Origin of the sequence: Eikenella glucosivorans (genome assembly GCF_016025525.2) — a bacterium.
Taxonomy (GTDB): Bacteria; Pseudomonadota; Gammaproteobacteria; order Burkholderiales; family Neisseriaceae; genus Eikenella; species Eikenella glucosivorans.
This window is the reverse complement of the sequence record NZ_JACSGR010000002.1, coordinates 210,819-228,739: the sequence shown is the minus strand read 5'-3', so window position 1 is coordinate 228,739 and position 17,921 is coordinate 210,819. Positions and strand designations below refer to the sequence as shown.

Annotated in this window: 13 protein-coding genes; 6 read left to right on the top strand and 7 right to left on the bottom strand. The window is 59.9% G+C overall.

Annotated features, from left to right (window positions below):
- Positions 1-16 precede the first annotated feature (16 nt).
- A complete protein-coding gene (locus tag H9Q10_RS03150; protein WP_274381489.1) occupies positions 17-1,063 on the top strand; it encodes a 2,3-butanediol dehydrogenase in 1,047 nt (348 codons plus the stop codon).
- A gap of 81 nt (positions 1,064-1,144) precedes the next feature.
- Here the strand turns inward: H9Q10_RS03150 and darH are convergent, their stop codons facing one another.
- The 3 genes from darH to H9Q10_RS03135 all read right to left on the bottom strand — a co-directional run bounded on the left by darH (position 1,145) and on the right by H9Q10_RS03135 (position 3,364).
- Positions 1,145-2,149 (bottom strand): BtrH-related acyltransferase DarH, encoded by a 1,005-nt coding sequence (gene darH, locus H9Q10_RS03145; RefSeq protein ID WP_197902744.1) that lies wholly within the window; start codon positions 2,147-2,149, stop codon positions 1,145-1,147.
- Positions 2,150-2,397: 248 nt separating this feature from the next.
- Positions 2,398-2,940, bottom strand: a complete 543-nt coding sequence (locus H9Q10_RS03140) for a methylated-DNA--[protein]-cysteine S-methyltransferase (protein WP_238480124.1) — start codon at positions 2,938-2,940, stop codon at positions 2,398-2,400.
- A 166-nt stretch (positions 2,941-3,106) separates the two neighbouring features.
- On the bottom strand, positions 3,107-3,364 hold the full coding sequence (locus H9Q10_RS03135; RefSeq protein ID WP_197902575.1) for a SemiSWEET family transporter: 258 nt from the start codon (positions 3,362-3,364) through the stop codon (positions 3,107-3,109).
- A 374-nt stretch (positions 3,365-3,738) separates the two neighbouring features.
- Between H9Q10_RS03135 and parC the strand changes: the two genes are divergently transcribed.
- The 4 genes from parC to H9Q10_RS03115 all read left to right on the top strand — a co-directional run bounded on the left by parC (position 3,739) and on the right by H9Q10_RS03115 (position 10,285).
- Positions 3,739-6,045 (top strand): DNA topoisomerase IV subunit A, encoded by a 2,307-nt coding sequence (parC, locus tag H9Q10_RS03130; protein WP_197902574.1) that lies wholly within the window; start codon positions 3,739-3,741, stop codon positions 6,043-6,045.
- Complete coding sequence (locus tag H9Q10_RS03125; protein ID WP_197902573.1) at positions 6,045-7,649, top strand: sensor histidine kinase; 1,605 nt, start codon at positions 6,045-6,047, stop codon at positions 7,647-7,649. Before parC ends, H9Q10_RS03125 begins: the two co-directional genes overlap by 1 nt.
- Positions 7,642-9,219, top strand: coding sequence for a sigma-54-dependent transcriptional regulator (locus H9Q10_RS03120; RefSeq protein WP_197902572.1), 1,578 nt, complete (start codon positions 7,642-7,644; stop codon positions 9,217-9,219). Before H9Q10_RS03125 ends, H9Q10_RS03120 begins: the two co-directional genes overlap by 8 nt.
- Before the next feature lie 304 nt (positions 9,220-9,523).
- Complete coding sequence (locus H9Q10_RS03115; RefSeq protein WP_197902571.1) at positions 9,524-10,285, top strand: class I SAM-dependent methyltransferase; 762 nt, start codon at positions 9,524-9,526, stop codon at positions 10,283-10,285.
- 237 nt (positions 10,286-10,522) lie between these two features.
- Here the strand turns inward: H9Q10_RS03115 and aceF are convergent, their stop codons facing one another.
- The 4 genes from aceF to H9Q10_RS03095 all read right to left on the bottom strand — a co-directional run bounded on the left by aceF (position 10,523) and on the right by H9Q10_RS03095 (position 16,407).
- Complete coding sequence (gene aceF, locus H9Q10_RS03110) at positions 10,523-12,145, bottom strand: dihydrolipoyllysine-residue acetyltransferase (RefSeq protein ID WP_197902570.1); 1,623 nt, start codon at positions 12,143-12,145, stop codon at positions 10,523-10,525.
- 249 nt (positions 12,146-12,394) lie between these two features.
- Positions 12,395-12,592, bottom strand: a complete 198-nt coding sequence (locus H9Q10_RS03105; RefSeq protein WP_197902569.1) for a hypothetical protein — start codon at positions 12,590-12,592, stop codon at positions 12,395-12,397.
- Positions 12,593-12,784: 192 nt separating this feature from the next.
- Positions 12,785-15,475 carry a pyruvate dehydrogenase (acetyl-transferring), homodimeric type gene (gene aceE, locus H9Q10_RS03100; RefSeq protein ID WP_197902568.1) on the bottom strand — a complete coding sequence of 897 codons (2,691 nt, stop codon included), beginning with the start codon at positions 15,473-15,475 and terminating at the stop codon, positions 12,785-12,787.
- Between the two features lie 332 nt (positions 15,476-15,807).
- On the bottom strand, positions 15,808-16,407 hold the full coding sequence (locus H9Q10_RS03095; protein ID WP_197902567.1) for a Smr/MutS family protein: 600 nt from the start codon (positions 16,405-16,407) through the stop codon (positions 15,808-15,810).
- A 337-nt stretch (positions 16,408-16,744) separates the two neighbouring features.
- Here H9Q10_RS03095 and ubiM point away from each other — a divergent pair, with 337 nt between their 5' ends.
- Positions 16,745-17,917, top strand: a complete 1,173-nt coding sequence (gene ubiM / locus H9Q10_RS03090) for a 5-demethoxyubiquinol-8 5-hydroxylase UbiM (protein WP_197902566.1) — start codon at positions 16,745-16,747, stop codon at positions 17,915-17,917.
- Positions 17,918-17,921: the final 4 nt, after the last annotated feature.

Here is a 17,921-nt window from a genome sequence, read left to right as displayed (position 1 = left end):
CATAAGGATTGCCGATATGAGCAAAATGAAAGCTGCAAGATGGTACGGCCGCCGCGACATCCGCGTGGAAGACGTAGCCGTACCCGAAATCACACGCCCCTCTCAAGTGAAAATCGCCGTGAAATACACCGGTATTTGCGGCAGCGACCTGCACGAATACCTCGGCGGCCCGATCTTTATCCCGGTAGAGAAAGAGCACCCCTATTCCGGCCGCAAAGCCCCGCTCACCCTCGGCCACGAATTCTCCGGCGAGATCATAGAAGTGGGCGCCGACGTCACCAACGTGAAAGTAGGCGACCGAGTAACCGTTGAGCCGATTTTGGCCAAAGACGGCCTCAAAGGCAAATACAACCTCGACAAAAACCTCGGCTTCGTCGGCCTGGCTGCCGACGGCGGCTTCACCAGCTACTGCGTGGTGGACGGCGAATTGTGCCACAAGCTGCCCGACAGCATCGACTACGAGCAAGGCGCGCTCACCGAGCCCGCCGCCGTGGCCCTGTATGCCGTGCGCCAGAGCAAACTGAAAGCCGGCGACACCGCCGCCGTGTTCGGTTGCGGCCCCATCGGCTTGCTCACCATCGAAGCCCTGCGTGCCGCCGGCGCCACTACCATCTACGCCATCGAGCTTTCTCCCGAACGCCAGGAAAAAGCCCGCGAACTGGGTGCCGTAGTGATCGACCCCTCCAAAGTAAACGTAGTGGACCACATCAAAGCCGAAACCGACGGCGGCGTGAACGTATCCTTTGAAGTAACCGGCGTGGCTCCCGTGCTCAAGCAAGCCATCGAATGCGTGGAAAACGACGGCGAATGTGTGATCGTGAGCATTTGGGAAAACGAAGCCTCCATCCACCCGAACGAAATCGTGATCAAGGAAAAAACCGTGAAAGGCATCATCGCCTACCGCGATATTTTCCCCGCCGTGCTGCAGCTGATGGAGCAAGGCTACTTCCCGAAAGAAAAACTGGTTACCAAACGCATCAAGCTGCAAGACATCGTGAACGAAGGCTTTGAAGCACTGGTAAAAGAGAAGAGCCAGGTGAAAATCCTCGTGTCTCCGAACTAATCGTTCGTTTCAAACCACTACCGCCTGCATGGGAAACCGTGCAGGCGGTTTTTCAGGTAGCCACACCATCCACACCAACCGTTATTTCGCACCTTGCAATAGCCCGCGCCACAACCGCTCTTCCCTATCCGCAATCTCCCGCAGGAAGGCAGCGATTTGCACGCAGCCCTGCTCGCCAGGGCGTTTGCACTGGCGCACACACAAGCTGGCAAGCTGGCGCCATTGGTCGCCAATCGCTGTCATTTCCTGCGAGGCGGCCTGCCAGTCGGGACGCGCGGCAATATCCGCCGCCTGCTCCAAAAAATAGGCATAAAGATAACGGAAGCCCGCGCCGCCGGTGCCGATTTCCTCTTGCATGCGCACCAAGTGGCCGAGCCACAGTTTTTGGTATTTGGCATCTTCCCGCGGCAGGTACTCGATTTTCTTAGCCACGGTGCGCATGCCGCGCACGCCCACAAAAAACACCGGTGCCAGCATCTGCTTGGCGTTGCGGCGGATGGCCTCGCGCAGCAGCACAGGCAGGTGAGCGACCAGTTGCGCTTTTTCAGGTAGCCTTTCTGCATCCACCGTATACATCAGCCCCTTGCCGGCCAGCGCGCCTCTGGCAAAACGCGCACGCTGCAAATCGGCGGCGGCGCAACGCTGCGGGCATTCGAACACCGGGTCGCTGATCAAATAATCATTGCCTTCGCGGCCGTACACCAGCAAATTGTGCGCATTAAAATGAAAACGCATTTCCGGCGGGAAATACGGCAGCCAATACACGGAAGTCTGCAAGCCCACCGGCCGGCCTTGCGCCAGCTCGGCATCCAGCGCGGCGGCACCCTGCTCGGGCTGAGCAAACCTTTGCAGCTTCAAATGGATGCCCAATGCGCGGCACACGTTTTTGATGATGCCCCGCGGGGCAATGCGGTAGGAAATCAGCGGCATGCCGTTGAGCTTGACGACAGGCAGGTAAACGAAGGTGAGCGCGTGCGCCAGGCCGAACACCATGGCTTCGTTGAGGTCGTAGCCGTGGTGTTTGAGCAGGGTGGAAACGACGCCGCTTTCGCAGTGGGCGGTGTGCTGGTGGGCAAATTGAGTCATGGCGGGATGGTGTGTGGGATTCAGGCGGCGGATGATACGCGAAAACGGTGAGAAGCGGAATTTCAGGTAGCCTGGCGCGGGCGGGAGGCTACCTGAAAACCGGCAGTATCTGCTTGCAGGCAAACCTTGTGGCCTATTTTCTCCAGGGTATGAAAGGAATAAGGTCTCAGCCCATCTCTAAATTTTTCAGGTAGCCTGCAACAGAGGCGGGCTACAAGCGTGCGCGCCTCTGCCGTTAGCCGGCGACCTCAGCTAAGCAAATCGGGCTGCACCTGGTGCCGCCCTTGTTCGTGGTCGAGCAGCCATTGTTTGCGGTGCAGGCCGCCGCCGTAGCCGGTGAGGCTGCCGTCTTTGCCGATCACGCGGTGGCAGGGGATGAGGATGGACACGCGGTTGGCGCCGTTGGCGGCAGCCACGGCGCGCACGGCGGCGGGCTTGCCTAAGGCTTCGGCCAGCGCTTGATAATGCGTGGTTTCGCCGTATGGGATGCTTTGCAGCGCGGCCCACACCTGCCGCTGAAAGGGGCTGCCGGGCGTGTGCAGCGGCACGTTGAAGCTTTGCCGCTCGCGGCGGAAATATTCGCCGATTTGGGCGGTGGCAAGTCGGGTGTGTTCGTTTTCGCCGATTTTGCTTTGGCTGCCAAGCAGGTGCTGCAAGTCGCGCAGTTCGCTTTCGATGCGGCGGCTGCCGGCAAACTCGAGCAGGCAGAGGCCGTGTTCGCTGGCGCCGGCGAGCATGTTGCCCAGGGGCGTGGGGAAGGTGTGCAAGACAATCATGCTTGTGGTTCCCATGAAAATTTGGCTTTACGGAAACTCAGCCTCGGCGGTGCCAAAGCATGGTTTTGACTTTAATGGAGGCTGCCGCTTTCAGGTAGCCTCCCGTGCTGGCAAAAGGCTACCTGAAACGACAGCTCCAACACAGTTAAAACGCGCAGGGTGGGTTTCTGCGCAGCAAAACCTACAGCGCGGTGATAAAGGCAATCAGCCCGAATACGATGCCGGGCGCGTTGGCCAGCGCCACGGGGATGTCGCGCGGTTTTTTAAACAGGCCGTAGCTGGTCCACAGCGTGCAGTTGATGGCGGCCACCAAGGGCTGAATCGGGCTGCCTTTGTGGCCGGCCAGGTTGTTGGCAATCTGCGGGATGTAGGCCACATACATGCCCACGGCCATGATGGTGGCCACTACGGCCAGGATGCGGATTTGTTTTTCGTTCATCGTGTTATCCTTGTGTGTTCAACGTTTGCATGCCGGCTTGAAGCTTGCCGGCTTCCCGTTTTAACTGCGTTAAAGCTTACGCTTTAGCTGCGCAGAAACTCAGCCTTGCTCCGCAAGGCATCGTTTTCAGGTAGCCTCTTTGCCTGGCGGCAGGCCGCCCGAAGGCGCGCGATTATAAACCCTCCTCCGCCGCCTTCCTTTCCCCGCAACAAAACTTAACCCAAGCCGTGCGCCCGTTTTTGCCGCGCTCCAACCTCGCCCCGCTGCGTTGAACCCCTAGTTTTCAGGTAGCCCATGCACACAACCAAGGCTACCTGAAAACCCTTGCTTGCTTTACAATTACGCCGTTTCACCACACAAACGCCAGCCACACCATGCCAGAAAACACCCCCTCCGCCGGCAGCGACACCCTGCTGCTCGCCCCCTACGCCGAACGCGCCTACCTCGAATACGCCATGAGCGTGGTGAAGGGGCGAGCCCTGCCCGACGTGGGCGACGGCCAAAAGCCCGTGCAGCGGCGCATCCTGTATGCCATGAAAGAAATGGGGCTGGCCGCCAACGCCAAACCCGTGAAATCCGCGCGCGTGGTGGGCGAAATCCTCGGCAAATACCACCCGCACGGCGATGCCTCCGCCTATGATGCCATGGTGCGCATGGCGCAAGACTTCACCCTGCGCTACCCGCTCATCGACGGCATCGGCAACTTCGGCTCGCGCGACGGCGACGGCGCCGCCGCCATGCGCTACACCGAAGCCCGCCTCACCCCCATCGCCGAGCTGCTGCTCTCCGAACTGCACCAAGGCACAGTGGATTTCGTGCCCAACTACGACGGCGCGTTTGAAGAGCCCGTGTCCCTGCCCGCCCGCCTGCCCATGGTGCTGCTCAACGGCGCCTCCGGCATCGCCGTGGGCATGGCCACCGAAATCCCGCCGCACAATTTGGGCGAAGTCACCGCCGCTGCCGTCGCCCTGCTCAAAAAGCCCGCGCTTACCACTGCCGAATTGATGGCGCACCTCCCCGCCCCCGATTTCGCCGGCGGTGGCCACATCATCACCCCCGCCAAAGACCTGCACCAGCTCTACGACACCGGCAAAGGCAGCATCCGCGTGCGCGCCCGCTATGAAATCGACAAGCTCGCCCGCGGCCAATGGCGCCTCGTCATCACCGAGCTGCCGCCCAACACCAGCGCTCAGAAAATCCTGGCCGAAATCGAAGAGCAAACCAACCCCAAGCCCAAAGCCGGCAAAAAGCAGCTCAACCAAGACCAGCTCAACACCAAAAAGCTGATGCTCGACCTCATCGACAAAGTGCGCGACGAAAGCGACGGCGAACACCCCGTGCGCCTCGTGTTCGAGCCCAAATCCAGCCGCACCGACCCCGCCGACTTCATCAACACCCTGATGGCGCAAACCGGCTTGGAAGGCAACGTGCCGGTAAACCTGGTGATGATCGGGCTGGACAACCGCCCCGCGCAGAAAAACCTCAAAACCATCCTGCAAGAATGGCTCGACTACCGCATCGCCACCGTGACCCGCCGCCTGGCACACCGCCTCGAACAGGTGCTCAAACGCATCCACATCCTCGACGGCCGCATGACCGCCTTTCTGCACATCGACGAAGTGATCCGCGTGATCCGCGAGGCCGACGAGCCTAAACCCGAGCTGATGGCCGCCTTCGGCCTTTCCGAAATCCAAGCCGAAGACATTTTAGAAATCCGCCTGCGCCAGCTCGCCCGCCTGGAAGGTTTCAAGCTGGAACAAGAGCTGGCCGACCTGCGCGAAGAAGAAGGCTACCTGAAAAATATCCTTGCCGACGAAGGCGCCAAGAAAAAGCTCATCATCAAAGAAATGCAGGCCGATGCCAAACAGTTCGGCGACGAGCGGCGCACGCTGGTGGCCGAAGCCGAACGCGCCGCGCTCACCCACACCACCGCCGACGAACCGGTAACGCTCATCCTCTCGCAGCAGGGCTGGATACGCAGCCGCTCCGGGCACGGGCTGGATTTGTCTGCCACCGCGTTTAAAGAAGGCGACAGCCTGCAGCAAACGCTGGAAACGCGCACCGTTGATCCCGTCGTTGTGCTCGACACGCTCGGCCGTAGCTACACCATCGACCCGGCCGAAATCCCTGGCGGGCGCGGCGACGGCGTGCCGCTAGCCTCGCTGATCGAACTGCAGGCCGGCGCATCTGTGCTCGCCATGCTGGCCGGCCAGCCGCAAGACCACTACCTGCTCGCCGGCAGCGGTGGCTACGGCTTCATTGCCAAACTGGGCGATTTGGTCGGCCGTGTGAAAGCCGGCAAGGAAGTGGTGAAACTGGAAGACGGCGAAGCCTTGCTGCTGCCGCTGCCGGTGCGCCAATCGGCGCTGATCAACCCGGATTGCCGGCTGGTGCTGGCTACCGAGGGGAAATACCTGCTCGCCTTTCCGGTGGGCGAACTAAAAGTGATGGCCAAGGGGCGCGGCCTACAGCTGATGTCGCTGCGCCAGGGCGACAAGTTGCAGCTGGCTGCCTTGGTGTCCACGCCGGATTTCTGGGCGGAAAGCAAGGGCAAACGCGGCGCAGCGCACCGCGAACGCCTGCGTGTTCAGGATATTGAGGGTAAACGCGGGCGCAAGGGTCGGGTGCTGGAAGTTTCAGGTAGCCTCACCGCGCTGACTGCCACACAGGAGGCTCAATAATGCAAACCACGCTGCGCCCCAGCCCGCCGGAGTTCGACAGCCAGTTTGACCGCCTGCCCTGGCTGATGAATATCGCCCGCGTGAGCCTGCTGCTCTCGCTGCTTACTTTTCATGTGCTGGTGAACGCCTACGGCGTCAATGTGGGTATGGCGCGGCTGGCGGCCATGCCCATCTTCGGCAGCCGCTTCTATATCTGGGCTGCGGTATACGGCGGCCTCATCGTGTTCAGCATGGTGTTCCCCAACTGGCAGCGGCAGGAAAACAATCTGCCCAACATCAGCGCGGTGGCCGATATCACCATGATGGTGCTCTTGATGCACTTGGCCGGCGGCATTTCCTCCGGCTTCGGCATCCTGATTCTGCCTTTTATCGGCGTATCCTGCCTGCTCAGCCAGGGGCGTTTCCCGTTGCTGTATGCTTCCTATGTTACCCTGCTGCTGGTGATTGGCGTGTGGCTGCGCTATTGGCCGTTTGAGGCCAACTCCCAGGGCGGCAGCGATGCAATTATCCACACGCTGGTGCTCGCCGCTGCAGGCTATCTGGTGGCGCTGCTCACTTCGTTTTACGCCTCCTTCCTCAACCGCGCTGCCTCCACCTTGAGCAAACACCGCCGTGCCTTCGACCGCCTCAAAGGCTTAAACGAGCTGGTGCTGAACCACGTGTCCGAAGCCGTGGTGGTGGTGGACGCCAACAGCCGTATCTGGCTGATGAACCGCCAGGCCGGCCACTATTTTCCCTATGTGCAGCTCGACCGCTACGAAGAAATGTTCGCCCTGCTGGTCAAACGCTGGCAACGCGCGCCCACCCGCAATTTCGTTACCCACGCCGAATTGGGTGGGCAGGGCGTGCAGGTGCGTGCCCGCCCGTTGGTGCGCGCCGACGAATCGCTGCTGATGCTGTTTATCCGCTCCGATCAGGAAGTGGCGGTAGAAGCCATGGCCACCAAACTAGCCGCGCTCGGCCAGCTCACCGCCAACCTGGCACACGAAATCCGCAACCCGCTCTCTGCCATCCGCCAATCCAACGATTTGCTGGCCGAAGAAGACGAAGACCCGATGACCGCCAAGCTGCGCGGCATCATCGACAACAACATCCAGCGCATCGACAAAATGCTGGAAGAAGTGAGCAGCCTGAATAAGAGCGACCGCATTCACGGCCAAAGCATCAACCTGATGAAATTCTGGCTCGATTTCAAACAAGAATTCCTGCTTACCCGCCCCGAAGCCAGAAACGCCGTCCATCTCTATATGCAGGGCGGCGCGCTGAAAGTGTATTTCGACAAGATGCACCTGCAGCAGATCCTGTGGAACCTCATCAACAATGCCTGGCAGCACGGCAGCAAAGGCCGCGACTCCATTACCGTGATGGTGAAGCCCACCGACGACGGTATCGCCGTATCGCTCACCGTGATGGACGATGGCCCCGGCGTGCCGCCCGAAAACCAGCCGCGCCTGTTCGAGCCGTTTTTCACCACCCGTGCCGAGGGCACCGGGCTGGGCCTCTATGTGGCACGCGAATTGGCTCACGCCAACTCCGGCCAGCTTGCCTACCATCCCGAAATCAAGGGATTCGAACTAACCATGCCGAAAGACCTCAATGAGTAAACAAAGCCTGCAAAAACCGGTATTGGTTGTGGACGACGAACAAGATATCCGCGACCTGATGGAAATGACCCTGATGAAAATGGGCCTGTCGGTGGAAACCGCCGAGGGTGTCAATGCCGCCAAGAAGTGGCTCGACAGCAAAAAATTCTCCCTCGTGCTCACCGACATGCGCATGCCCGATGGCTCCGGGCTGGAAGTGGTGGAATACATCAACGAGAAAGAGCTGGATGTGCCCGTGGCCGTGATCACTGCCTTCGGCAACGCCGACCAGGCCGTGCAGGCCATCAAAACCGGCGCCTTCGACTACCTGCAAAAGCCCATCACCCTGGCGCAATTGCGCACTCTGGTAAAATCCGCCATAAAAATCAACGAAGAAGATAGCCGCCCTGCTAGTGCCACCATCAAAACAGAGCCAGCCGAACCCGTGGCCGCCGCTCAGCCCGAAAGGCTACCTGAAAAAAGCGAGCCCGCCGCAGCCGAGCCACCCCTCGCCACCACCGCGCCCGCCAAACAGCCCGCCGCCAACCCCGAAGACATTCCCCGCCTGATCGGCCGCTCCCCGCAAATCGAAGAAGCGCGGCAGATGATCCGCAAGCTCGCCCGCACCACCGTGCCCGTATACATCGCCGGCGAATCCGGCTCCGGCAAAGAGCAGGCCGCGCGCAGCATCCACGAGCTTTCCGACAGGCGCAGCCGCCCCTTTGTGGCCGTAAACTGCGGCGCCATCCCCGAAAACCTCATGGAAAGCGAATTTTTCGGCTACAAAAAAGGCAGCTTCACCGGCGCCGACCAAGACCGGCTCGGCTTCTTCCAACACGCCCACGGCGGCACCCTCTTCCTCGACGAAGTGGCCGACCTCCCCCTGCACATGCAGGTGAAGCTCCTGCGCGCCATCCAAGAAAAGGCCGTGCGCCGCATTGGCGACGCGCAAGAAGTGAAAGTAGACGTGCGCATCATCTCCGCCACCCATAAAGACCTCGCCGGCCTCGTGGCCAAAGGCGCCTTCCGCCAAGACTTGTTCTACCGCCTCAACGTCGTCTCCCTCACCATGCCGCCCCTGCGCGAAATGCGCGAAGACCTGCCCCAGCTCATCACCCAGCTTTTGCGCAAACACCGCCAAGGCGGCGACTACAGCCTCACCCAGCCCGCCAAACAAGCCCTCCTGCAATACAGCTACCCCGGCAACTTCCGCGAGCTGGAAAACATCCTCGAACGCGCCGTCGCCCTGGCCGCCGACCACACCATCGACGCCGCCGACCTCCAGCTCTCCAGCTCACCCCTGCTCGAAGAAGACGAAGACGACTGGGGCAGCGCCATCGCCGCCGTCGGCCCTGCCGCCAGCCACAGTGAACCCGACACCGCCCACACAGCCGGCGACGGCCAGCCGAGCGAGCTGCCCGGCTTCGTGCTCGGCCGCACCCAAGTGCAGGACTACCTCGACGACGTCGAACGCATGATCATCGAGCAAGCCCTGCAAAAAACCCGCTACAACCGCACCCAGGCCGCCAAGCTGCTCGGCATCAGCTTCCGCTCCATGCGCTACCGCATGGAGCGCCTCGAAATCGAATAGCCGAAGCATTTGGCAGAAACAAGGTGGCAGATTTTCAGGTAGCCTTTGAGGCTACCTGAAAATTTATCAGCATGAATACAAAAACATTTTCTGCACCCGTTTCCGCAAACGCTATTGTAGGTCGGCGTTACCATGTCGATACCCCCGCCGGAGGCAATCCGAAGGAGTAAAATACCCAACATCTTTTTTCAGGCAGCCTCCACCTGCCGCCAAGGCTACCTGAAAAATGAAAGGCTACCTGGAATCCCCAGCTTCAACGAAGTTAAAACCCTGCCGCAAACGCAAATTCACACCCATCTCAGCCATGCATCCCATCCCCCTTCTCACCTCCTCCCCCCACGCCCTGCCCGACTACACCCAGCACCCCGCCCTCATCCCCACTGGCTCCCCGCCCGCCGCCGGCCTCTACCTCGCCGCCGAAGAGCAAGGCATCGTATTGCGCCGCGTCGGCAGCAAAGGCGCCGTGTGGGTCGATTTTGTCGGCGGTGCCGCGCAACACCGGCGCTTGCACGGCGGCGGCGAACTCCTGGCCAAAGCCGTCGGCCGCAGCAGCCAGCCGGCCGTATGGGACGCCACCGGCGGGCTCGGCCGCGACAGCTTCGTCCTCGCCGGGCTCGGCCTGCACGTGCACATCTTCGAGCAACACCCCGCCGTTTACTGCCTGCTCGCCGACGGCCTCGCCCGCGCCCGTGCCTGCCCCGACACCGCCCCCATTGCCGAACGCCTCACCCTGCATCACGCCGATGCCGCCACACACATGCCCCGGCTCGCCGCCCAAACAGGCCGCCCGCAAGTGGTCTATCTCGATCCGATGTACCCAGAACGGCGCAAATCCGCCGCTGTGAAGAAAGAAATGGCCTTTTTCCACGAATTGGTCGGCACCGCGCAAAACGATGCCTCCCTGTTTGACACCGCACGCACCGTGGCCGCCGCCCGAGTGGTAGTCAAACGCCCGCGCCTCGGCGAATTCCTCTGCGGCCGCCAGCCGGATTACCAATACACCGGCAAATCCACCCGCTTCGATGTGTACCTCCCTTTATCCCCAAGCCTGGTTGAGGCTACCTGAAAAAGCGCCAACCCAATCAATCCGGTAAACAAACTTTGCCGTTTCCAATTATATAGTGGATTAACAAAAACCAGGACTGCGTTGCCTCGCCTTGCCGTACTACTTGTACTGCCTGCGGCTTCATCGCTTTGTCCTGATTTTTGTTAATCCACTATAGCTACCGCCCCCAGTACCCTTCCCGACAAACAAAAAGGCTACCTGAAAATTTTCAGGTAGCCTTTCATCATGCCCAAACGCTTACAGCGAAACGCGGCGGAAGTCTTTGAGCAGGTTGGCCAGATACACGGTGAAACGCATACCGGCCGCGCCGTCGATCACGCGGTGGTCGAACGACAGGGAGAGCGGGCACATCAGGCGCGGTTCGAAGGCGGAGCCGTTCCACACCGGTTTCATCTGCGATTTGCACACGCCCAAAATGGCCACTTCCGGCGCGTTCACAATCGGCGTGAAACCGGTGCCGCCGATGCCGCCCAGGCTGGAAATGGTGAAGCAGGCGCCCTGCATTTCCTGCGGTTTGAGCTTGCCTTCGCGGGCTTTTTTGCTCAATTCACCCAGCTCGATGCTGATTTCCTTGAGGCCTTTTTTGTCCACGTCTTTAATCACGGGCACCACGAGGCCGTTCGGCGTGTCGGCGGCAAAGCCGATGTGGAAGTATTTCTTCAGAATCAGGTTGTCGCCGTCGAGCGAAGAGTTGAACTCGGGGAAGGCTTTGAGCGCGGACACGCTGGCTTTGATGATGAATGCCAGCGGCGACAGTTTCACGCCTTCGCGCTCCCATTCTTTGTTGAGCTGCTTGCGGAAGTTTTCCAGCTCGGTCATATCGGCATCTTCGTTTACGGTAACGTGCGGGATCATCACCCAGTTGCGCGACAGATTTTGGCCGGAAATCTTCTTGATGCGGCTGAGCTCTTTCACTTCGATCTCGCCGAATTTGGCAAAATCCACTTTCGGCCACGGCAGCAGATCCAAACCACCGCCCAAAGAGGCGCCGGCGGCTGCCGGTTTGCCTGCGCCGCCCTGCATGGCGGCTTTCACAAATTCTTTGATGTCGCCTTTGGTGATGCGGCCTTTGTTGCCGGTGCCTTTCACCAGGCTCAGGTCCACGCCCAGCTCGCGCGCCAGCTTGCGGGCGGAGGGGCCGGCGTGCGCCTTAGCGAAACCGGCTTCGTTGATTGGGACGCTGCCATAGGCGGCGGTGGCCGGAGCAGCAGGCGCGGCGGCGGGTGCGGGTACAGCGGCCGGAGCCGGCGCAGCGGCTTTGGGGGCTTCTGCCGGGGCAGGTGCAGCTGCTGCGGCACCGGCAGCGGCCACATCGATGATCACGGTGCCTTCGGAAACCTTGTCGCCCACTTTCAGGTGCACGGCGGTAACGGTGCCGGCGGCGGTGCTGGGCACGTCCATGGTGGCTTTGTCGGTTTCCAGGGTGATCAGGGTGTCGTCCACGGCCACGGTGTCGCCCACTTTCACTTCCACGGCGATCACGTCCACATTTTCATGGCCGCCGATGTCGGGCACAGCCACCTGAACCGTGGCAGCTGCGGCAGCCGGAGCGGGTGCAGCGGCGGGTGCCGGTGCGGCTTCGGCCTTGGGCGCTTCGGCGGGCGCGGCGGCTGCACCGGCGCCGGCAGCTTCCACTACCACAATCACCGTGCCTTCCGATACTTTGTCGCCCACTTTCACGCGCACTTCCTTCACCACGCCGGCGGCATCGGCCGGTACGTCCATGGTGGCCTTGTCGGTTTCCAGGGTAATTAGGGTGTCATCCAGCGCGATGGTGTCGCCGGCCTTCACGGCCACGTCGATCACGTCTACGTTTTCGTGTCCGCCGATGTCGGGGACTTTGATTTCTACGGTGCTCATGCGGTTTCCTTCTCAATGAAACGGGTTAATTGAAATACTGGCTTGGCCGGCTGTGTGGCCGGCTGTTCCTCTTGCGCCTGAGGGCGGGTACTGCGTTTTGACAGTTTATTGTTTACTGCCGGATGCCTTAATGCGGTAAGGCTACCTGAAAATAAGCAGAGCGATTTTCGCTCAAACGATGTTTTGATGCTGTCGAAGCGGTGTTTCCACAAAGCTAAAAACATCAACAAAACTTCGCTCGGCCCGCGGCTAATCTGCCGGATCAGGTGGCGGCCACAACGGGTAATCGGCTGTGTCGCAGGCTTCCTGCTCTGCTGCCGCACGCTCTGTATCTTCTTCCGCCTGCAACTGCTGCTGGAGAAAGTAGTCCATTTCGTCTTCGGCCAGATCGCTGGCGAAATCGCCGAGGGAATAATCGTCAAAAAAATCGGGGTCGGCTGCGTTCATTATCCTGCCCTTTCGGGCTGTTGCTTTCAGGTAGCCTGCCTGCGTACAAACAGGCTACCTGAAAGCAACGCCGCAAAGCGGTGGATTGTGCCACCTGCCCTGCGTGTTGCCAAGGAAGCTACCTGAAAACCGGAAACTTTAATGAATCCAAAATAGGTTTGTCGTTTTCAGGTAGCCTGCCGATGCGGCGGTTTAGCGTTTCCAGCTGGGGGCCACTTCGGTTTGCACCCCGTATTTCTCGATGGCTTGCTGTACCACGTCTTTGCCCACTTTGCCCTGTTTGGCCAAAGCATCGAGCGCGGCCACGGCTACGTGGTAGCGATCCACTTCGAAGAAGCTGCGCAGGTTGGCGCGGCTGTCGGAGCGACCGAAACCGTCGGTACCGAGCACCACGTAGTCGCCGTTCTCTTTCGGGAGGTAGGCGCGGATGCGGTCGGCAAAGCTGCGGATGTAGTCGGTGGCGGCAACTACCGGGCCGGGGTGGCCTTGCAGCTGCTGGGTAACGAAGGGCAGTTTCTGCTCGGCAGCCGGATGCAGGCGGTTCCAACGGTCGGTTTCGATGGCTTCGCGGTGCAGCAGGTTGAAGGAGGGGCAAGACCAAACATCGGCTTCCACGCCAAAGTCGTTTTTCAGCAGGTCGGCGGCGTGGATCACTTCCTGCAGGATGGTGCCGGAGCCCATCAGCTGAACGCGTTTGTCGCCTTTGCCCCCCTCGCGGAACAGATACATGCCTTTGAGGATTTCCTGCTCGATGCCCGCGCGCTGCGGCATGGCCGGGTGGGTGTAGTTTTCGTTCATCAGGGTGATGTAGAAGAACACGTCCTCGTTGTCCACATACATGCGGCGCAAACCATCCTGCACAATCACAGCCACTTCATATTGGAAGGTGGGGTCATAGCTGACGCAGTTCGGAATCAGGTCGGCTTGCAACTGGCTGTGGCCGTCTTCGTGTTGCAGGCCTTCGCCGTTGAGGGTGGTGCGGCCTGCGGTGCCGCCCAGGAGGAAGCCGCGGGCGTGCATGTCGCCGGCTGCCCAGGCCAAATCGCCCACGCGCTGGAATCCGAACATAGAGTAGTAAATGTAGAACGGAATCATGGCGTAATGGTTGTTGGCATAGCTGGTAGCGGCGGCAATCCAATCTGCCATGGCGCCGGGCTCGTTGATGCCTTCCTGCAGGATTTGACCGTCTACCGATTCTTTGTAGAACATCAGCTGGTCTTTATCCTGCGGGGTATACTGCTGGCCTTTCGGGTTCCAAATGCCGTATTGGCGGAACATACCTTCCATGCCGAAGGTGCGGCTCTCGTCGGGCACAATCGGCACAATGCGGCGGCCGATCTGTTTGTCTTTCAACAAGGTAGCCAAAATGCGCACGAATGCCATAGTGGTGGAGAATTCGCGGTCTCCGCTGGATTGCAGCTGGGTATCGAATGTTTCCAGCGCGGGGATCGGCAGCGCCTCGGCGTTCGGATGACGTGCCGGCAGGTAGCCGCCTAAAGTGTTGCGGCGTTCGCGCAGGTATTGCATTTCCGGGCTGTCTTCCGGGAAGCGGAAGTAGGGCAGGTTACCGCTCTCGATTTGCTCGTCGCTCACTTCAATGCCGAAGCGGTCGCGGAATTGTTTGAGCGACTGCACGTCCATTTTCTTAGCCTGGTGCGCCACGTTCTGGCCTTCACCAGAAGCGCCCATGCCGTAGCCTTTAATGGTTTTGGCTAGGATCACGGTGGGACGGCCGTCTGCGTTATTCACGGCTTCGTGGTAGGCGGCATACACTTTGTGCGGGTCATGGCCGCCGCGGTTCAATGCCCAGATTTCGTCATCGGACATATCGGCTACCAAGGCTTTCAGTTCGGGCGTATTGAAGAAATGCTCGCGAACATAGGCACCGTTTTTGGATTTGAAGGTTTGGTAGTCACCATCCAGGCATTCTTCCATACGCTGTTTCAGGGCATTATTGGTGTCGCGTGCCAACAGCCCGTCCCAGCGACTGCCCCAGATCACTTTCAACACGTTCCAACCGGCGCCACGGAAGTTGCCTTCCAGCTCTTGGATGATTTTGCCGTTGCCGCGCACCGGGCCGTCCAAACGCTGTAGGTTGCAGTTGATCACGAAAATCAGGTTGTCCAAGCCTTCGCGGGCTGCCAATGCGATGGCACCCTGGCTTTCTGGCTCGTCCATTTCGCCGTCGCCGCAGAAGCACCATACTTTGCGGCCTTTGGTTTTGGCCAAGCCGCGGGATTCCAGGTATTTCAGGAAACGAGCCTGATAAATCGCCATCAGCGGGCCCAAACCCATGGATACGGTGGGGAACTGCCAGAAATCGGGCAACAGGTGCGGGTGAGGGTAAGACGGCAGGCCTTGTCCGCCCACTTCCTGGCGGAAGTGGTCCAACTGCTCTTCGCTCAGGCGGCCTTCCACGAAGGCACGGGAGTAGATACCGGGAGAAGAATGGCCTTGCACAAACACCAAATCGCCTTCTTCGCCGGCGGCTTCGTTTTTGGCACGCCAGAAGTGGTTGAAGCCCACGTCATACAAAGTGGCGGAAGATTGGAAAGAAGCGATGTGGCCGCCCAGTTCCAAATCTTTCTTACCGGCACGCAACACCATGGCGGCGGCATTCCAGCGGATGGCGGCGCGGATACGGTGCTCCAGCTCGTGATTACCGGGCGACTTCTGCTCTTTGCCCACAGGAATGGTGTTCAGATAAGCAGTAGTGGCACTAAACGGCAGGTGCACGCCGCGGCGGCGGGTATAGCGCACCAGGTTTTCCAACAGAAAATGCGCCCGTTCCGAGCCTTCGGTTTCGAGCACGGAACTGAGCGCATCCAGCCACTCTTGGGTTTCGATCGGGTCAACATCGTGATCATGTTTTTCAACAGACATAATCCTCATCCTCTTTACTGGGGTTAATAAACAAAGTTCGCTTTTTCGTTTTGCAACACAGCAGAAATCAGCTATAAAAGCATACGCTTAAACAAGCAAATCGAAAAACTGTTGTTTTCCGAACATAAGCGCTAGACAAGCGATACCGCAACACACTGTATTTCCGCGAAATATTAACAGCACCCACTCTAAATGGCAATGTTTTTTTACCGCTTCCGGCGCTTTATTTCCTCCGCAGCCTACTGCCAATCCGCAGCAGGCTACCTGAAAAACAATCCAAATTTTCCTTCCGCTCCGGCATACACAAAACAACAAAATAGAAACACCGCCTGTTATTCATACCGCCGTTTGCGCAACAGGATGCGCACCGCCCCATCGTTGGCGCCGTGCGGTTCGGCATAGGCCAACACATCAGGATGCGCCATCAGCCAGCGGCGCACCAGGCTTTTCAATACCGGCGCGAAATCGTGCGAACCCAAGCCGCTGCCGTGTACAATCTCTGCGCACACCCCGCGCCGGTGAACCTCTTCGATAAACTCGCTCAACAACCGTTGCGCCTCCTCGCGCGTGCAGCCGTGCAAATCCAAATGCGCCACACAAGGCCAGTGCCCCGCCACCAGCCGGCGGATGTCATCCTGCCCGCGCCCGTTTTTGCAAAACGAACGCGGCGGTTCGTGTTCGCTGGTTTCGCTCACATAAAAATATTGCCCCTCATCCATCTCCTCCGCATCAAACCGCCGTTTCAGCGGGCTTTTATCTTGCAACCGCGGCGCCCGGTTGCTGCTCTTCAATGGCACCACCTCCCCCACCGCCGCCGCAAAATCAAACTCCTGCGCCTTCTGCCGCCGCGCCTGCGCCGCCTCTTCTTCCTGCCGCCGCTTCGCCTCCTTGCCCAACTGTTTCAACAACTGCTGCGTATCCTGCCTGCTCATGTTTCGCTCCGATTAATCAAACGGCGCTATTGTAAACCCAAGCGCCAGCACGCCACTATGGATAATGTGCGCCAAATAATGCGCGCCAAAATTTTCAGGTAGCCTCCATCCCGCACGCGGGCTACCTGAAAACTTCCGCAAAGCTAAAATGCATTCCTTATTTCTTATTTTTCAGGTAGCCCCTCTAATACAACCAAAGGCTACCTGAAAACACCGGCTTCAACGAAGTGAAACAAATAAAGCAAAACTCAAGCCACCCCTCAATCTCTCCGCCCGGCAACTTGCGGTATAATCCCCGCAACCTTTCCCAAGCGCATCACGCCCACAGGAGCCCATCATGCAGCACACCTGCGATATCGTCGTCATCGGCGCCGGCCCCGCCGGCCTCAGCTTCGCCACCGCCGCCGCACCCAGCGGCCTCAACATCCTACTTATCGAGCAAAGCAGCCAAGACACCCTCGCCAACCCGCCCTACGACGGCCGCGAAATCGCCCTCACCCACCCCTCGCAGCAAATTATGGAACAACTCGGCATGTGGCAGCGCATCCCCGCCGAAGCCGTGTATCCGCTCAAAGCCGCCAAAGTGCTCAACGGCAGCTCCCCCTACACCCTCAGCTTCCCCCCGCCCACCGACGGTAAAGGCCAGCTCGGCTTCCTTGTATCCAACCACGACATCCGCCGCGCCGCCTACGAATCCGCCAGCCAGCACAGCAACATCCGCTTCCTCACCGGCCACAAAGTGCAGGAAGCCGTCAACGGCGAAGACGGCGTGAGCGTATTGCTCGACAACGGCGACACCGTATCCGCCAAGCTGCTCATCGCCGCCGACAGCCGCTTCTCCCAAACCCGCCGCCAAGCAGGCATTTCCGCCGACATGCACGACTTCGGCCGCACCGTGCTCGTGGCCCGCTTCGCCCACACCGTCTCCAACGAAAACACCGCCTGCGAATGCTTCCGCTACGGCCGCACCATCGCCCTGCTCCCGCTGGGCGAATACATGACCAACTGCGTCATCACCATCGACAACCGCCGCCTGCACGAAATCACCGAGCTCAGCCCCGAAGCCCTCGCCGCCGACCTCGAACAGCAGCTGCAAGGCCTGCTCGGCAAAATGACCCCCGCCGGCAGTATCCACACCTACCCCCTGGTCGGCGTACACGCCCGCCGCTTTTCCGCCCGACGCACCGCCCTCATTGGCGACGCCGCCGTCGGCATGCACCCCGTAACCGCCCACGGCTTCAACCTTGGGCTCGCCAGTGCCAACATCCTCGCCGGCCTCATCGTGCAGGCCGCCGCTTCCGGCCAAGACATCGCCTCCTCTGACCTCTTGGAAAAATATGAAGCCAAGCACATTCTGCACACTCGCGCGCTCTATCACGGCACCAACTTCGTGGTGAAACTCTTCACCACCGAAACAGCGCCCGCCAAATTCCTGCGCAACACCGTGCTGCGCCTGAGCAACCACCTGCCTCCGGTGAAAAAACTCATCACCAAACAGCTCACCGGCTAAAGCA

Bases quoted from the DNA above. Each gene is read 5' to 3' on its own strand.
- H9Q10_RS03135 (WP_197902575.1), bottom strand. From the start codon at position 3,364: ATGAACGAAAAACAAATCCGCATCCTGGCCGTAGTGGCCACCATCATG.
- H9Q10_RS03115 (WP_197902571.1), top strand. From the start codon at position 9,524: ATGCATCCCATCCCCCTTCTCACCTCCTCCCCCCACGCCCTGCCCGAC.
- H9Q10_RS03105 (WP_197902569.1), bottom strand. From the start codon at position 12,592: ATGAACGCAGCCGACCCCGATTTTTTTGACGATTATTCCCTCGGCGAT.
- aceF (WP_197902570.1), bottom strand. From the start codon at position 12,145: ATGAGCACCGTAGAAATCAAAGTCCCCGACATCGGCGGACACGAAAAC.
- aceE (WP_197902568.1), bottom strand. From the start codon at position 15,475: ATGTCTGTTGAAAAACATGATCACGATGTTGACCCGATCGAAACCCAA.
- parC (WP_197902574.1), top strand. From the start codon at position 3,739: ATGCCAGAAAACACCCCCTCCGCCGGCAGCGACACCCTGCTGCTCGCC.
- H9Q10_RS03125 (WP_197902573.1), top strand. From the start codon at position 6,045: ATGCAAACCACGCTGCGCCCCAGCCCGCCGGAGTTCGACAGCCAGTTT.
- H9Q10_RS03150 (WP_274381489.1), top strand. From the start codon at position 17: ATGAGCAAAATGAAAGCTGCAAGATGGTACGGCCGCCGCGACATCCGC.
- ubiM (WP_197902566.1), top strand. From the start codon at position 16,745: ATGCAGCACACCTGCGATATCGTCGTCATCGGCGCCGGCCCCGCCGGC.
- darH (WP_197902744.1), bottom strand. From the start codon at position 2,149: ATGACTCAATTTGCCCACCAGCACACCGCCCACTGCGAAAGCGGCGTC.
- H9Q10_RS03095 (WP_197902567.1), bottom strand. From the start codon at position 16,407: ATGAGCAGGCAGGATACGCAGCAGTTGTTGAAACAGTTGGGCAAGGAG.
- H9Q10_RS03140 (WP_238480124.1), bottom strand. From the start codon at position 2,940: ATGGGAACCACAAGCATGATTGTCTTGCACACCTTCCCCACGCCCCTG.
- H9Q10_RS03120 (WP_197902572.1), top strand. From the start codon at position 7,642: ATGAGTAAACAAAGCCTGCAAAAACCGGTATTGGTTGTGGACGACGAA.